General features: G+C 48.1%; 13 protein-coding genes and 4 tRNA genes. 9 read left to right on the top strand and 8 right to left on the bottom strand.

The window, feature by feature from the left end; all coding sequences use genetic code 11:
- Positions 1 to 243: 243 nt before the first annotated feature.
- The 4 genes from D9736_RS00475 (at position 244) to D9736_RS00460 (ending at position 641) form a co-directional block, all read left to right on the top strand.
- Positions 244 to 319: transfer RNA gene (locus D9736_RS00475), tRNA-Val, on the top strand.
- A gap of 44 nt (positions 320 to 363) precedes the next feature.
- A tRNA-Val gene (locus D9736_RS00470) sits at positions 364 to 439 on the top strand.
- 46 nt (positions 440 to 485) lie between these two features.
- Positions 486 to 561, top strand: a tRNA-Val gene (locus tag D9736_RS00465).
- Positions 562 to 565: 4 nt separating this feature from the next.
- Positions 566 to 641: transfer RNA gene (locus D9736_RS00460), tRNA-Lys, on the top strand.
- A 49-nt stretch (positions 642 to 690) separates the two neighbouring features.
- Here the strand turns inward: D9736_RS00460 and D9736_RS00455 are convergent.
- From D9736_RS00455 to D9736_RS00435, 5 genes are all read right to left on the bottom strand, one after another.
- Positions 691 to 1,575 (bottom strand): LysR family transcriptional regulator, encoded by an 885-nt coding sequence (locus D9736_RS00455; RefSeq protein ID WP_130216870.1) that lies wholly within the window; start codon positions 1,573 to 1,575, stop codon positions 691 to 693.
- A 72-nt stretch (positions 1,576 to 1,647) separates the two neighbouring features.
- The gene (locus D9736_RS00450; protein ID WP_130257432.1) at positions 1,648 to 2,904 is read right to left on the bottom strand and encodes a nucleoside permease; all 1,257 of its coding nucleotides are present in this window, start codon (positions 2,902 to 2,904) and stop codon (positions 1,648 to 1,650) included.
- A 58-nt stretch (positions 2,905 to 2,962) separates the two neighbouring features.
- Complete coding sequence (xapA, locus tag D9736_RS00445; protein WP_130216866.1) at positions 2,963 to 3,796, bottom strand: xanthosine phosphorylase; 834 nt, start codon at positions 3,794 to 3,796, stop codon at positions 2,963 to 2,965.
- Between the two features lie 231 nt (positions 3,797 to 4,027).
- Positions 4,028 to 4,957 carry a nucleoside 2-deoxyribosyltransferase gene (locus D9736_RS00440; protein ID WP_130221979.1) on the bottom strand — a complete coding sequence of 310 codons (930 nt, stop codon included), beginning with the start codon at positions 4,955 to 4,957 and terminating at the stop codon, positions 4,028 to 4,030.
- Positions 4,958 to 5,011: 54 nt separating this feature from the next.
- The gene (locus D9736_RS00435; RefSeq protein WP_130257431.1) at positions 5,012 to 6,265 is read right to left on the bottom strand and encodes a nucleoside permease; all 1,254 of its coding nucleotides are present in this window, start codon (positions 6,263 to 6,265) and stop codon (positions 5,012 to 5,014) included.
- A 601-nt stretch (positions 6,266 to 6,866) separates the two neighbouring features.
- Here D9736_RS00435 and D9736_RS00430 point away from each other — a divergent pair.
- Positions 6,867 to 7,865: a bile acid:sodium symporter family protein gene (locus D9736_RS00430; RefSeq protein WP_130207366.1), complete on the top strand. Its 999-nt coding sequence runs from the start codon at positions 6,867 to 6,869 to the stop codon at positions 7,863 to 7,865.
- On the opposite strand, the gene D9736_RS00425 is transcribed toward D9736_RS00430, so the two are convergent.
- The 3 genes from D9736_RS00425 to zipA form a co-directional block, all read right to left on the bottom strand.
- Complete coding sequence (locus D9736_RS00425) at positions 7,862 to 8,080, bottom strand: DUF3820 family protein (protein ID WP_111948453.1); 219 nt, start codon at positions 8,078 to 8,080, stop codon at positions 7,862 to 7,864. The genes D9736_RS00430 and D9736_RS00425 overlap by 4 nt on opposite strands.
- Before the next feature lies 1 nt (position 8,081).
- Complete coding sequence (gene ligA, locus D9736_RS00420) at positions 8,082 to 10,097, bottom strand: NAD-dependent DNA ligase LigA (RefSeq protein WP_130257430.1); 2,016 nt, start codon at positions 10,095 to 10,097, stop codon at positions 8,082 to 8,084.
- 70 nt (positions 10,098 to 10,167) lie between these two features.
- Entirely contained in the window at positions 10,168 to 11,148 is a 981-nt protein-coding gene (gene zipA / locus D9736_RS00415; protein ID WP_130257429.1) for a cell division protein ZipA, read from the bottom strand.
- Positions 11,149 to 11,377: 229 nt separating this feature from the next.
- Here zipA and cysZ point away from each other — a divergent pair, with 229 nt between their 5' ends.
- From cysZ to ptsI, 4 genes are all read left to right on the top strand, one after another.
- Positions 11,378 to 12,139 carry a sulfate transporter CysZ gene (gene cysZ, locus D9736_RS00410; protein WP_130207372.1) on the top strand — a complete coding sequence of 254 codons (762 nt, stop codon included), beginning with the start codon at positions 11,378 to 11,380 and terminating at the stop codon, positions 12,137 to 12,139.
- Positions 12,140 to 12,323: 184 nt separating this feature from the next.
- On the top strand, positions 12,324 to 13,295 hold the full coding sequence (gene cysK / locus D9736_RS00405; RefSeq protein WP_000034402.1) for a cysteine synthase A: 972 nt from the start codon (positions 12,324 to 12,326) through the stop codon (positions 13,293 to 13,295).
- A 382-nt stretch (positions 13,296 to 13,677) separates the two neighbouring features.
- Positions 13,678 to 13,935: a phosphocarrier protein Hpr gene (gene ptsH / locus D9736_RS00395; RefSeq protein WP_000487600.1), complete on the top strand. Its 258-nt coding sequence runs from the start codon at positions 13,678 to 13,680 to the stop codon at positions 13,933 to 13,935.
- 44 nt (positions 13,936 to 13,979) lie between these two features.
- Positions 13,980 to 15,707 (top strand): phosphoenolpyruvate-protein phosphotransferase PtsI, encoded by a 1,728-nt coding sequence (ptsI, locus tag D9736_RS00390; RefSeq protein WP_000623129.1) that lies wholly within the window; start codon positions 13,980 to 13,982, stop codon positions 15,705 to 15,707.
- The last annotated feature ends 28 nt before the right edge of the window (positions 15,708 to 15,735 follow it).

The raw sequence follows: 15,735 nt of genomic DNA, 5'->3' as shown, positions 1-15,735 counted from the left end.
TTAGAAAGATGCCGACAACCGGCAAATCCTGGAAAAATTGAGTGGGCGATATTCTATCACTCCCGCCTGATTCCTCAATGTAGTTCGGGTTGCTACCTTACGCATTATTGTTTTCGTTGACAAATTGCGCAACACGGTCTGTTTTGCGATCACCTTGCTTAAATTTACGACGAACGAACAATTTCTTTAGAAAATGCGTTGACTCATTTCCAACTCTCCCTATAATGCGACTCCACACAGCGGGGGTGATTAGCTCAGCTGGGAGAGCACCTCCCTTACAAGGAGGGGGTCGGCGGTTCGATCCCGTCATCACCCACCAACTACTTTATGTAGTCTCCGCCGTGTAGCAAGAAATTGAGAAGTGGGTGATTAGCTCAGCTGGGAGAGCACCTCCCTTACAAGGAGGGGGTCGGCGGTTCGATCCCGTCATCACCCACCACTTTCTCGCCAGCTAAATTTCTTGTAACAATGTGAAGTACCGAAGTGGGTGATTAGCTCAGCTGGGAGAGCACCTCCCTTACAAGGAGGGGGTCGGCGGTTCGATCCCGTCATCACCCACCACTTCGGGTCGTTAGCTCAGTTGGTAGAGCAGTTGACTTTTAATCAATTGGTCGCAGGTTCGAATCCTGCACGACCCACCAATGTAAAAAAGCGCCCTAAAGGCGCTTTTTTGCCATCTGCGATATTCCTTCACGCGATCAAAGCATTAACCAACCTCTCCAGCGCAGGCGTCGCGTGTTGCTGTTCATAGACAATATACAGATCTGCCGGAATACGTTCTTCCAGTGGACGAAATACCACACCGGGCCAACTCATCTGGGCATAGCTATCTGCCATTAATGTCACGCCCAATCCCATACTGATCATCGCCAGCACAGTTTGCGGCTCTACGGCCTCCCGGACGATCATCGGTGAAAAACCTGCCTGCTGACAAACGCGCTGTAAAAACGCCCAGTCAGAATGGACGGAAGGCAGCGTTACAAAGTATTCATTGCGTAATGCAGTTAGCGGGATAGCATCTCGCGATGCCAGATGATGGTCTTGCGGAATAGCAACCAGAAAAGAGGATTCATGTAAGCGTAAGCTGGTAAACCCCGTGGTTGGTTCAATCGCCATCCGCCAGATACCCGCATCCAGTTCCCGCCGCTCCAGCAACGCCATTTGCATGCCTGGTGATTTTTCACGAAATGAGACATGAACATTGGGGCATTCTTTCAGAAAGCACCGCATCGCCGGACGCATTCGCCCCCACATTGCTGTTCCCACCACGCCCAACTCAATCCGCCCTGCCTCACCGCGACCAATCTGCTCAACCCGTGCCATCGCCTGACTGGCATTCGCCAGTAACCGTCGTGATTCTTCCAGTAAAATTTTTCCCGCATGAGTGAGCGCCACACTGCGCGAATGACGAACGAACAGCAACGTGCCCAGTTGTTGTTCCAGATCTTTAATATGAATACTTAATGGCGGCTGCGACATATTGAGCCGCGCAGCCGCCCGCCCAAAGTGAAGTTCTTCTGCAACTGCAAGAAAATAGCGCAATAACTTGAGATCAATACGATGCGTACTTTCCATGATTATTGCGCTCCATAAGTTTGGTAAGGCTCCAAATCTAGCACATTGCAATAAAGGTCAACCCCGTTTACATCAGTGAGCTAATGATTTTTGTGCCATTTTTTCAGGTTCATGCTTATAACGGAAAAACAGGGCAAAGATCACTGCCAGGGCCAGCGCATACGCAGCAAATACCAACCAGATAGTTTGCCAGTCTTTCACACCATCAACCGTGAAATAGTCAACCGCCATACCACTCAGAAGAGAGCCGATCCACGCCCCAACGCCGTTGACCATCGTCATAAATAAGCCCTGAGCGCTGGCGCGAATACTGGAATCCACTTCCTGTTCGACAAACACTGAACCTGAGATATTAAAAAAGTCGAACGCACAGCCATACACAATCATCGATAACAACAATAATACAAAGCCACCTGGCGATGGGTCGCCAAAGGCAAAGAAGCCAAAGCGTAATGTCCACGCGACCATACTCATCAACATGACGGTTTTTATGCCAAAACGCTTCAGGAAGAAGGGAATAGTAAGAATGAAGCCGACTTCCGCCATTTGCGAAACAGAGAGCAGGATGGAAGGATATTTCACCACGAAGCTATCAGCAAATTCAGGGTTACGAGCAAAATCATGCAGGAACGGGTTACCAAAAACGTTAGTAATTTGTAGTACCGCACCTAATAACATGGCAAATAAAAAGAAAATCGCCATACGCGGATTTTTAAATAACACAAACGCATCCAGACCTAATTTACTGGAAAGCGTAGTGCTGATTTTATGCTCCGCCACTGGAATTTTCGGTAGCGTTAATGCATAGACCGCTAACACTAAAGATGCGCCAGAAGCAATATACAGTTGCACACTACTTAACTCCAGATGCAATAAACTCACCAGCCACATGGCGACAATAAATCCCACAGTGCCATAAACACGGATTGGCGGAAAACAGGTTACCGGATCTAATCCGGCCTGGGCCAGACACGAATAAGAAACACTATTGGATAATGCAATAGTGGGCATGAACGCCATTGCGTTAAGCAACATTATCCAGAACATCATATTCGGTTCAGTCACGGAGGCGGCATAAAAAAGTACCCCGGCGCAAATAAAGTGGCACAGCATATAGGTACGTTCAGCTCGTAACCATTTATCTGCAATAATACCCATAATGGCTGGCATGATAATAGCCGCAATGCCTTTAGAGCTGTATGCCATACCAACATCAGCCCCGGTAAAATGTAAGGTGTTTATCATGTAAGATCCGAGGGTAACTAACCAACTCCCCCAGATAAAATATTGCAGAAAAGACATAATCTTTAAACGCGTTGCGATATTCATTTTTGGTTTCCTTATCGCAGTGAGATGGCCCCATCCGCGAGGCCATTTTTTATTGCTTTCAGGCGATTTTGCGTAAGAATCCGCAAATCAGATTGATAAAGTTTTGCCGGGATAATTCCGCTGCAGCCAGCGTTTGGGCATGTGACAATTTCACATCGCTTAAACCTTCCGCCATATTAGTTATTGCAGACACAGCAACGACTTTCATTTCGCTATGACGTGCGGTAATCACTTCAGGCACTACAGACATACCCACAACGTCACCGCCAATCATCTGCATCATGCGAATTTCTGCCGCCGTTTCGAAGTTAGGCCCTGGATAAGAAACAAAAACGCCCTCTGTGAGCGGAAAACCTTCTTCCTGCGCGACGGACTGCAATACGGCCCGATAATCAGCATCATAAGCGTTCGCTAATGAGAAAAAGCGCTCGCCGAAGCGATCATCATTAAGGCCTGTCATCGGTGTGCCTGGCATCGTGTTGATGTGATCTTTCAGCGCAACCAAACTGCCCGCCCTCACTTCCGGGCGAAGCGAGCCTGCAGCATTAGTGCAGAACAACAACTCACAGCCCAGCAACTTGAACGTGCGAATCGCATCAGTCATGACTGTCATTCCACGGCCCTCATAAAAATGGCCACGACCTTTCATGCAAGCTACAGGCACACCAGAGAGCATGCCGAGGACCAACTCTCCTGCGTGACCATGTACGGTGCTCACCGGAAATCCCGGCAAATCGCTATAAGAAATAGCGACCGCGCCTTCAATCTGTTCAGCCAACGCACCCAGCCCCGAACCAAGAATAAACGCAACGCGTGGGGTAAAGTTTGGTTTGTGGCGACGAATGATATCTGCGCAATACCACGGGTTTTGTGAAAAATGAGATTGGGTCATGGAAAGTCCTTGTAATAAACATTATTCGTTAAATATGTGTCACTTCTTCTTATAACGAGAAAAAGTCGTGACTGACCAATACATTTGCCAGAGATATTCAATATATTTTTTAAATCGATCATACCGTCCCCCGGCAGAGAGATATAACGACGGTATAATTTATTTTGGTAGTTAATTTAAAAAGTTGATTATCAGGCAATCACTCACCTGATAATCAAAAAGAATAAACTATTACATTTCTTTGTTGTCAATCAATGCTTCAAGCTCGGCAAATGAATGTGCCACCGTTGATGACCAGGTTATCATTAAATTTAGATAATCGGTCGTCAGTGCAGACTGATACTTTTGTTGCTTACTACAATAAATAATCGATTGCTGCCCTAATGCATAGGCAATGCCATTCATAATACCGGTGTCAACATTCGGCTCAAAGGTATCAGAATAAAAAATGGCTTGTCTGGATTTTCTTAAATTATCAATATCAGTCGCAATATCATTCATGTTGTCACCAACGATAAATGTTTTACCCACACTAACGATCGCGTCTTTGATATTCTCCAGTAAGCCCCGAGATGGTTCTGTATACATAAAGTTAGGATCAAGATAATAATCATACTCAATGGGCAGTGGAGTAACGGGTATAGCTGGAGTAATCGTCGTGCCGAAGTCGGCAATTAAATTTTGCTGAAATATTTGCAATGCACGATTGATGATGTCTGATGTTTGTTCACGATAGTTGCTGATACTGGCATCAGAATCTGACACTGATACAACTTTTGCTACATAATTTATCAGCTTACTTATAGGGTAAAACTCTGAAGAATTACCTGCCGCCCATAAGAGAAAGTCGGTCGTAACCAGATGTACCGGCATTCCTGAAGCCCATGCATAGCCCACTTCCCACGCACAACCGGAATCATAGGTTCCGCCATCGAAATAACCGATAACCCCAACGCTGTTGTCCATATTCGCGACATCGTTAACAAAAATCTCCTCTTCACTGGAGGCACCGGCATCATCACGATAAGGAAGAAAAGTATGGATCAGGGGCGGTAACAGACCATCGTCAATCCATTGATCGATGATGTCATTTAAATTTAAAGCATCTAATCGCCAGGGTGCACAATAGACCCGACATTGGTTATACAATTGATTTGCCATAACATCCTCCTTTACGAATCCTGTAAAACATTATTAATTTTGATAAATACCGTATCAGGCGTAATGACTGGACGTCGTCGTGGCACCGTTGTGTTTATATTTAAACAACACCATAAATGCGAGAGCAAGAACCAGTGAATACCCAGCAAATACCAGCCAAATGGTTGCCCATTGCGGGTTACCATCCGTTGTTAAATAATCGACGACTTTGCCACTAATGAAACCGCCCAGAATACAACCAAAACCATTGGCCATCATCAGGAATACGCCCTGAGCACTATTACGGATCGAGGGATCAACTTCTTGTTCAACAAATACCGAGCCAGATATATTGAAGAAGTCAAAGGCACAGCCATAAACAATCATCGAAAGAATTAACAGAATAGTACCGCCGAATGAAGGATCGCCATAAGCGAATAAACCAAAGCGCAGCATCCAGGCAATCATGCTCATCAGCATGACATTTTTAATACCATATTTTTTCAGAAAAAAGGGAATAGCAAGAATGAAACAAACTTCGGATATCTGAGAAATCGATAACAAAATAGAAGCATGGGTGACAACAAAACTATTGGCAAACTCTGGAACACTCTCGAAGCTGTGGAGAAAAGTATTTCCAAACATTCCGGTAATCTGTAATTCTGCCCCAAGCAGCATGGCAAAGATAAAGAAAATAGCCATTTTGCTATTTTTGAACAGTGCAAATGCACGCAGCCCGAGAACGTCTATTATTCCTTGGGCCTGGTTAGATTTAGCCACCGGTACAACGGGTAATGTCAACGTAAACAGACTTAATCCTAATGAAGCCGCCGCTCCGATATACAATTGCATATGACTTAATTCAAACCCAGCCAGACTTACTGCCCACATCGCAACAATAAATCCGATCGTTCCCCAGATGCGTATTGGTGGAAACTCAGTCACAATATCCATACCCGCATTTTGTATACGGTAATAGGAAATCGTATTACTCAAGCCAAGCGTTGGCATATAAACGAGAGAGTTAAGTAAAATGACAATGAACATTGCCGAAGGTGTTGTAACAGATGCCGCGATAAATAATGTTACCGCGCCAAAAAAGTGACAAGCGGCATAAATCCATTTAGCGCTAATCCATTTATCTGCCACAATGCCAAATAGTGTTGACGTTATCACCGCTGCAATACCCAATGTACTGTAGACTGCACCAATATCTTCTCCTTTGAAGCGCAGCGTAATAAACATATAAGAACCAAATGTGTTTAGCCAACTTCCCCACAAAAAGAATTGCAGAAATGAAAGAACTTTTAACTGTAGTTTTAGATTCACCGTCGTCCCCTTCGATTTGAGCCTCCCCTTTAAATATCCTGAAACACATCAAATTTACCAATATCTTTTATTGTAATGATCAATTGCGATTTGATATCGATTCTGAAAACATTAAGAAAGCCACCCTAATATTGCGTAATGATCATGAGTTTTTAGATAAACCACTAACCCAGTAACAGCAACACTAAACAATCACATCAAAAATATATGAAGCAATCACATTCATGATATTTATTGTTCGCGTGAAATATACAATTAAAAGGCAGTTCCTGTTATTAAACCTGAGTCTGCCCTCATAGTTTTACCGCACCGTTAATAATAAAGTGAGTGAAACGCTCTCTCCGGGTGACATTCTTTATTCAATAAAATACCCGTTCTAAACCAGCGCTGATCATGCTAAAACTGCTATGTACATCAGTAGTAATAACCTTCTGTGATTTTTTCGGCTGTCACATAGTTCCCTCAGTTAACGGCCCCTATTTGCCAACCAGGCGAAGCTCCCCTCTGACTTCCCATTACCACGCACAAATTGATAAGCAATTCAGTTTTATTTATCAATCAGAACAACGCACAATGAAAGCATCGGTCATCTGGAGTCTTTATGAAACTTTTTCGTATCCTCGATCCTTTCACTTTAACCCTGATCACGGTGGTATTGCTGGCTTCTTTCTTTCCGGCCAGAGGCGGTTTTGTCCCCTTCTTTGAAAATCTGACCACGGCAGCTATTGCCCTGTTGTTCTTTATGCACGGCGCTAAGCTGTCGCGTGAGGCGATAATTGCTGGCGGTAGTCACTGGCGATTGCATTTGTGGGTAATGTGCAGCACCTTCGTACTGTTTCCGATTCTGGGCGTACTGTTTGCCTGGTGGAAACCGGTAAATGTCGATCCGATGCTCTATTCCGGTTTTCTCTATTTGTGCATTCTCCCGGCTACCGTGCAGTCTGCAATTGCCTTTACTTCAATGGCGGGCGGTAATGTCGCGGCAGCAGTTTGTTCTGCGTCGGCATCCAGCCTGCTGGGGATTTTCCTTTCGCCGTTGCTGGTCGGTCTGGTAATGAATATCCACGGTGCAGAAGGCAGTCTGGAACAGGTCGGTAAGATTATGTTGCAACTACTGCTGCCGTTCGTGCTGGGACATCTTTCTCGCCCGTGGATTGGTAACTGGGTAGCACGCAATAAAAAGTGGATAGCAAAAACCGACCAGACATCCATTCTTTTGGTCGTTTATACGGCATTCAGCGAAGCCGTCGTTAACGGCATCTGGCACAAAGTCGGTTGGGGTTCGCTGCTGTTTATTGTGGTAGTTAGCTGCGTATTGCTGGCTATTGTGATTGTGATTAACGTCTTTATGGCGCGTCGACTGGGTTTCAATAAGGCGGATGAAATCACTATCGTCTTCTGTGGCTCGAAAAAGAGTCTGGCGAATGGTATTCCGATGGCGAACATTCTGTTCCCCACATCGGTGATCGGTATGATGGTACTGCCGTTGATGATTTTCCATCAGATCCAACTGATGGTTTGCGCGGTACTGGCGCGTCGTTATAAGCGCCAGACCGAGCAACTGCAGGCGCAGCAGGAAAGCAGCGCCGGAAAAGTTTAAAGCGGACGTTTCAGGGGCTGGACCAGTTGCGTCAGCCCCTCGGTTTTAATCAGCAACGTGATTTGCATTAACTCACCAAGTTTGCCTGCCGGAAACTCATCTTTGCGGGCAAACCACAGTAGATACTCTTCCGGCAGGTCAATTAAGCGACGCCCTTTGTACTTGCCAAACGGCATCACCGTATTGGCAATTTCAATCAGCTGCTCTTTCTCCACCTCAGCTCCCCAGCAAACGCAGCATTTCAGCTTCGTCGATAACTTCAATACCCAGTTCCTGCGCCTTCGCCAGTTTAGAGCCTGCAGCTTCTCCGGCAATCACCAGATCGGTTTTCTTCGACACGCTGCCCGCCACTTTCGCGCCCAGTTCGACCAGTCGAGCTTTAGCGTCATCACGCGACATCTGACTTAAGCTACCGGTGAGCACCACAGTTTTACCGGCAAACGGGCTGTCGATCTCTTCCGCGTTAATCACCACCGGCGCAGGCCAGTGAACGCCTTCCGCCAACAGCTCGCTGATGACATTGCGGTTGCTTTCTTCGGCAAAGAAGTTGTGAACATGAGATGCCACCACGATCCCGACGTCTGGCACTTTTTGCAGCTCTTCAATCGAGGCTGATTCCAGCGCTTCCAGCGTGCCAAAATATGCCGCCAGACCGGCTGCGGTAGCCTCACCGACTTCACGGATGCCAAGGGCATAGAGGAAGCGGGCAAAGGTGGTTTCTTTCGCTTTTTCCAGCGCGTTAACCACATTTTGTGCCGATTTAGGCCCCATTCGCTCCAGTCCGGTAAGTTTGCCTGCGGTGAGTTTGAACAGGTCCGCCGGAGTGTGAACGTATTCTTTTTCAACCAGCTGGTCGATAATTTTGTCACCCATGCCATCAACGTCCATCGCACGACGGGAAACAAAGTGTTTCAGCGATTCTTTACGTTGAGCACCGCAAATCAGGCCACCAGTACAGCGAGCAACCGCTTCACCTTCCACACGTTCCACGTCAGAACCACATACCGGGCAATGCGTCGGGAATACAACCTCACGGGTATCTTCCGGGCGTTCAGAAAGCACGACGTTAACCACTTGTGGGATCACGTCACCTGCGCGGCGAATCACCACTTTATCGCCAATGCGTAAACCGAGACGTTCAATTTCGTCGGCATTATGCAGTGTGGCGTTGCTCACCAGCACGCCTGCAACATGGACAGGTTCCAGACGCGCAACGGGCGTAATCGCACCTGTACGCCCAACCTGAAACTCTACATCACGCACAAAAGTCATTTGTTCCTGCGCAGGGAATTTAAACGCAACAGCCCAGCGCGGGGCGCGGGAAACAAAGCCAAGTTGCTCCTGCTGCGCCAGCGAGTTGACCTTAATGACTACACCGTCAATATCAAAGCCCAGCGTCGGGCGGTCTTCTTCCACTTTGTGGTAAAACGCCAACACATCTTCTGCTGATTCGCAAAGCGTTACCCGATCGCTGACTGGTAATCCCCACGCTTTAAACTGCATTAAGCGGCCCAGATGAGTGTCCGGCAATTCGCCACCTTCCAGTACGCCAACGCCATAGCAGAAGAAAGTAAGCGGTCGCTTCGCAGTGATACGCGGATCAAGCTGGCGCAGAGAACCTGCCGCCGCATTACGTGGGTTAGCAAACACTTTTCCGCCCGTGCGTCGCGCCTCTTCGTTAATCTTCTCAAAACCCGCCTGCGGCAGGAACACTTCACCACGCACTTCCAGACGTGCTGGAATATTCTCACCATGCAGTTTCAGCGGAATAGCGCGAATGGTACGCACGTTAGACGTGATGTCTTCCCCGGTGGTGCCATCGCCACGGGTCGCCGCGCTTACCAGTACACCATTCTCATACAGAATGCTGACGGCAAGCCCATCGAGCTTTAACTCGCAGCACCAGGTCACTTTTTCGTTGCTTTTCAGACGATCCTGTACGCGTTTGTTGAAAGCGAGAAAACTCTCTTCATCAAATACGTTATCCAGGGACAGCATTGGCACTTCATGACGGATCTGGCTAAAGGCTGCCAGCGGCGCAGCACCTACACGTTGGGTAGGTGAATCAGGGGTAATCAGCTCTGGATGCTTGGCTTCCAACTCACGCAACTCGCGCATCAGCCTGTCGTATTCAGCGTCGGGAATTTCCGGCGCATCCATCACATGATAAAGATATTCATGGTGGCGAAGCGTCGTTCGCAGTTCTGTCAGTTGTTGTTCGATTGATTCCATATCGCACCATCAATGCTAAAAACCCCCGACAAGCGGGGGTTCGAAAAGAAGTTAATTTGCCCTAAGTGTATCAGGCGTTGGCGTCTTTGACTTCGCGGATGATGTCCTGATACTCGCGCAGTTTCTGCGGAGTCATCATACGGCGCTGATCGTCAAGCACTACGCCGCCTACTTCATCGGCAATATGCTGCGCGGATTGCAGCATCAGCTTGAAGTTTTGCAGTTCATCACCGTAAGACGGCACCTGCATGAAGATAGTGACACCCGGCGTTGTGAAATCCTTCATTTCAGGATCAAAGGTTCCCGGTTTCACCATATTCGCCAGGCTGAATAACGCCGGGCCGCTGCCATCCGGGCTAAGATGGCGATGATAAATATTCATATCGCCAAAGATAAAGCCCGCCTGTTGAATGCTATTAAGAAGCAGTTCGCCGTTCAGCTCGCTACCGTGATGCGCAGCGACGTTCATGATGATCACCGCTTCTTTGCGCTTCGGCTTATCCATCACAGGCGCTGGTTCAGCTACAGGTTCAGGCTGCGATGCCGCTACAGGTTCCGCGGTCTGGAAAGTAGGCTGCGGAGCTGGAGGCACCTGCGAAGCAACCGGCTGTTCAGGCTGCGGCGGGTAAGCCGGCTGCTGTACTGGCTGCGGTTGTTGCACTGGCTGCGGTTGCTGAACAGGCTGCGCTGAATGCGGAGCATGTTGCGGCGGTACCTGCGCTTCAGGCGGCGGCTGAACCGGTTGACGCGGTTGCGCAGACGCATAAGGCGGTTGGTACTGGTGTTGCGGCGACGGACGAGCAGCCTCATGCTCCTGGGCGTTAGCCGGGGCATGATTTACGCGGTGAACACGAACCTCACCAACGCCCTCATCATCTTCGACATCCTCGTCATAAGAATCGTCGTCACGTTTTGACTTCATTCGTTTTAGTGGCCGATCGCGAAACATAGAAGATCGTTCTTTACGGCTGGTCCAGAAACCATGTACCAGTAAAGCGATTATGGCGATCGCGCCAACAATGATTAATATCAGACGCAAATCCTGCATCATTATATTCTCTGTTGTTCTAACACCTTGCCACCACGGCAAACATTTACTCACTAAGAGTATTTGTCGATTACCTCAAGTGCAAGTGCACTATTAACTTTCACAGCACAAAGATAGATGAAATCGTGCTTTTTGCTGGTTTTTCGAACATATCCTAACTGTCCATTGCGCAAATACCCGGTAAAATACGCAGAACTTTCCTGGGATTGGTCAAAAGGAGCATATCCTGATTATGGTTTCAACATTCACATCTGCCTCACGCAGCGGTTTTTACTATTTTGCGCAAGGCTGGAAGCTCGTCTCGCAACCTGGGATTCGCCGTTTTGTCATCTTACCGCTGTTGATCAATATCTTGTTGATGGGAGGCGCGTTCTGGTGGCTCTTTAGCCAGCTGGATGTTTGGATCCCGTCGTTAATGAGTCACGTACCTGACTGGCTGCAATGGTTGAGCTATTTGCTGTGGCCTGTAGCGGTTATCTCCGTGCTACTGGTTTTTGGCTATTTTTTCTCCACCATCGCCAACTGGATTGCCGCACCATTTAACGGTTTGTTGGCTGAACAACTGGAAGCAAGACTGACTGGCGCTACGCCACCGGATACCGGCATTTTCGGCATCATGAAAGATGTGCCGCGGATTATGAAACGTGAATGGCAAAAGTTTGCCTGGTATCTGCCGCGCGCGATTGTATTGCTGATCCTTTACTTCATCCCTGGCATTGGGCAAACCGTCGCACCGGTGCTGTGGTTCCTGTTCAGTGCCTGGATGTTAGCCATCCAGTACTGCGACTATCCGTTCGATAACCACAAAGTGCCATTCAAAGAGATGCGCACTGCCCTGCGCACGCGCAAAATCACTAATATGCAGTTTGGTGCTTTAACCAGCTTGTTCACGATGATCCCGGTACTCAACCTGTTCATCATGCCGGTGGCCGTTTGTGGCGCTACGGCGATGTGGGTCGATTGCTACCGCGCTAAACATGCATTATGGCGGTAACAATTTACCGATTATTTTGTAAACATTATGTGTGGGACAGGGGTGGCTTATGCCGCCCCTTATTCCATCTTGCGAGCCATTATTTCCCTTCTGCATATAGATATGCTAAATCCTTACTTCCGCATATTCTCTGAGCGGGTATGCTACCTGTTGTATCCCAATTTCATACAGTTAAGGACAGGCCATGAGTAAGATTTTTGAAGATAACTCGCTGACTATCGGTCACACACCGCTGGTTCGCCTGAATCGCATCGGTAACGGACGTATTCTGGCGAAGGTGGAATCCCGAAACCCCAGCTTCAGCGTTAAGTGCCGTATCGGTGCCAATATGATTTGGGATGCCGAAAAGCGCGGCGTACTGAAGCCGGGCGTTGAGTTGGTGGAGCCAACCAGCGGCAATACCGGGATTGCACTGGCGTATGTGGCTGCCGCTCGCGGTTATAAACTCACCCTGACCATGCCGGAAACCATGAGTATTGAACGCCGCAAACTGCTGAAAGCGTTAGGTGCAAACCTGGTGCTGACCGAAGGTGCTAAAGGCATGAAAGGCGCAATTCAAAAAGCAGAGGAAATTGTTGCCAGCAACCCAGAAAAATATCTGCTGCTGCAACAATTCAGCAACCCGGCGAATCCGGAAATTCATGAAAAAACCACCGGCCCGGAGATCTGGGAAGATACTGACGGTCAGGTCGATGTGTTTATTGCTGGTGTCGGCACTGGCGGTACGCTGACCGGCGTCAGCCGCTACATTAAAGGCACCAAAGGCAAGACTGACCTCATCTCTGTCGCCGTTGAACCAACCGACTCTCCCGTTATCGCCCAGGCGCTGGCAGGTGAAGAAATCAAACCCGGGCCGCATAAAATCCAGGGCATCGGTGCTGGCTTTATCCCGGCTAACCTTGATCTCAAACTGGTCGACAAAGTTATTGGCATCACCAATGAAGAAGCCATCTCTACTGCGCGTCGCCTGATGGAAGAAGAAGGCATTCTTGCCGGGATCTCTTCCGGCGCGGCTGTTGCTGCGGCGTTGAAACTACAAGAAGATGAAAGCTTTACCAATAAGAATATTGTGGTTATTCTACCATCATCGGGTGAGCGTTATTTAAGCACTGCACTGTTTGCCGATCTCTTTACCGAGAAAGAACTGCAACAGTAATGCCAGCTTGTTAAAAATGCGTAAAAAAGCACCTTTTCAGGTGCTTTTTTGTGGCCTGCTTCAAACTTTCACCCCTCCTGGCATTGATTCAACTTGTCGGAACTGGTATTTAACCTGACTAATTATTTTGATGCGCGAAATTAATCGTTACAGGAAAAGCCTTAGCTGAATCGATTTTATGATTTGGTTCAAGTCTTCCTTTAGCGGCATAATGTTTAATGATGAACGAAACGTCAGCGGCCAACATCCGCCAGCAATGGACTGTATAGAGCACTTCGTGCGTCGCGTCTGTTAAAACTGGCGCTAACAATACAGGCTAAAGTCGAACCGCCAGGCTAGACTTTAGTTCCACAACACTAAACCTATAAGTTGGGGAAATACAATGTTCCAGCAAGAAGTTACCATTACCGCTCCGAACGGTCTGCACACCCGCCCTGCTGCCCAGTTTGTAAAAGAAGCTAAGGGCTTCACTTCTGAAATTACTGTGACTTCTAACGGCAAAAGCGCCAGCGCCAAAAGCCTGTTCAAACTGCAGACTCTGGGCCTGACTCAAGGCACTGTTGTGACTATCTCTGCAGAAGGCGAAGACGAGCAAAAAGCGGTTGAACATCTGGTTAAACTGATGGCGGAACTCGAGTAATTTTCCGGGTTCTTTTAAAAATCAGTCACAAGTAAGGTAGGGTTATGATTTCAGGCATTTTAGCATCCCCGGGTATCGCTTTCGGTAAAGCTCTGCTTTTGAAAGAAGACGAAATCGTCATTGACCGGAAAAAAATTTCTGCCGACCAGGTTGATCAGGAAGTTGAACGTTTTCTGAGCGGTCGTGCCAAGGCATCTGCCCAGCTGGAAACGATCAAAACGAAAGCTGGTGAAACGTTCGGTGAAGAAAAAGAAGCCATCTTCGAAGGGCATATTATGTTGCTCGAAGATGAGGAGCTGGAGCAGGAAATCATAGCCCTGATTAAAGATAAGCACATGACCGCTGATGCAGCTGCTCATGAAGTTATCGAAGGTCAGGCTTCTGCCCTGGAAGAACTGGATGACGAATACCTGAAAGAGCGTGCGGCTGACGTACGTGATATCGGTAAGCGCCTGCTGCGCAACATCCTTGGGCTGAAGATCATCGACCTGAGCGCCATTCAGGATGAAGTAATCCTGGTTGCCGCTGACCTGACGCCGTCTGAAACCGCACAGCTAAACCTGAAGAAGGTGCTGGGTTTCATCACCGACGCGGGTGGCCGGACTTCCCACACCTCTATCATGGCGCGTTCTCTGGAACTGCCAGCCATCGTGGGTACCGGTAGCGTCACCTCTCAGGTGAAAAACGACGACTATCTGATTCTGGATGCCGTAAACAATCAGGTTTACGTCAATCCAACCAATGAAGTTATTGATAAACTGCGCGCCGTTCAGGAGCAAGTTGCTTCTGAAAAAGCAGAGCTTGCTAAACTGAAAGATCTGCCAGCAATTACGCTGGACGGTCACCAGGTCGAAGTGTGCGCTAACATCGGTACTGTTCGTGACGTTGAAGGTGCAGAGCGTAACGGCGCTGAAGGCGTTGGTCTGTATCGTACCGAATTCCTGTTCATGGACCGTGACGCGCTGCCAACCGAAGAAGAACAGTTTGCTGCTTACAAAGCGGTGGCTGAAGCGTGTGGCTCACAGGCAGTTATTGTTCGTACCATGGACATTGGCGGCGATAAAGAGCTGCCGTATATGAACTTCCCGAAAGAAGAGAACCCGTTCCTCGGCTGGCGTGCTATCCGTATCGCGATGGATCGTAAAGAGATCCTGCGCGATCAGCTTCGCGCTATCCTGCGTGCCTCTGCTTTCGGTAAATTGCGCATCATGTTCCCGATGATCATCTCTGTTGAAGAAGTGCGAGCACTGCGCAAAGAGATCGAAATCTACAAACAGGAACTGCGCGACGAAGGTAAAGCGTTTGACGAGTCAATTGAAATTGGCGTGATGGTGGAAACACCGGCTGCCGCGACAATTGCGCGTCATTTAGCCAAAGAAGTTGATTTCTTTAGTATCGGCACCAATGATTTAACGCAGTACACTCTGGCAGTTGACCGTGGTAATGATATGATTTCACACCTTTACCAGCCAATGTCACCGTCCGTGCTGAACTTGATCAAGCAAGTTATTGATGCTTCTCATGCTGAAGGCAAATGGACAGGTATGTGTGGTGAGCTTGCTGGCGATGAACGTGCTACACTTCTGTTGCTGGGGATGGGTCTGGACGAATTCTCTATGAGCGCCATTTCTATCCCGCGCATTAAGAAGATTATCCGTAACACGAACTTCGAAGATGCGAAGGTGTTAGCAGAGCAGGCTCTTGCTCAACCGACAACGGACGAGTTAATGACGCTGGTTAACAAGTTCATTGAAGAAAAAACAATCTGCTAATCCACGAGATGCGGCCCAATTTACTGCT

This window comes from Escherichia sp. E10V10, from assembly GCF_004211985.1.
GTDB lineage: Bacteria > Pseudomonadota > Gammaproteobacteria > Enterobacterales > Enterobacteriaceae > Escherichia.
The sequence above is the reverse complement of the archived record's forward strand: the minus strand, read 5'-3'. Positions and strand labels throughout refer to the sequence as shown.

What these genes read in the sequence shown, in the direction of transcription:
- ptsH (WP_000487600.1), top strand. Translation starts at nt 13,678, where the DNA reads ATGTTCCAGCAAGAAGTTACCATTACCGCTCCGAACGGTCTGCACACC.
- D9736_RS00440 (WP_130221979.1), bottom strand. Translation starts at nt 4,957, where the DNA reads ATGGCAAATCAATTGTATAACCAATGTCGGGTCTATTGTGCACCCTGG.
- ptsI (WP_000623129.1), top strand. Translation starts at nt 13,980, where the DNA reads ATGATTTCAGGCATTTTAGCATCCCCGGGTATCGCTTTCGGTAAAGCT.
- D9736_RS00455 (WP_130216870.1), bottom strand. Translation starts at nt 1,575, where the DNA reads ATGGAAAGTACGCATCGTATTGATCTCAAGTTATTGCGCTATTTTCTT.
- cysZ (WP_130207372.1), top strand. Translation starts at nt 11,378, where the DNA reads ATGGTTTCAACATTCACATCTGCCTCACGCAGCGGTTTTTACTATTTT.
- ligA (WP_130257430.1), bottom strand. Translation starts at nt 10,097, where the DNA reads ATGGAATCAATCGAACAACAACTGACAGAACTGCGAACGACGCTTCGC.
- cysK (WP_000034402.1), top strand. Translation starts at nt 12,324, where the DNA reads ATGAGTAAGATTTTTGAAGATAACTCGCTGACTATCGGTCACACACCG.
- D9736_RS00450 (WP_130257432.1), bottom strand. Translation starts at nt 2,904, where the DNA reads ATGAATATCGCAACGCGTTTAAAGATTATGTCTTTTCTGCAATATTTT.
- D9736_RS00430 (WP_130207366.1), top strand. Translation starts at nt 6,867, where the DNA reads ATGAAACTTTTTCGTATCCTCGATCCTTTCACTTTAACCCTGATCACG.
- xapA (WP_130216866.1), bottom strand. Translation starts at nt 3,796, where the DNA reads ATGACCCAATCTCATTTTTCACAAAACCCGTGGTATTGCGCAGATATC.
- zipA (WP_130257429.1), bottom strand. Translation starts at nt 11,148, where the DNA reads ATGATGCAGGATTTGCGTCTGATATTAATCATTGTTGGCGCGATCGCC.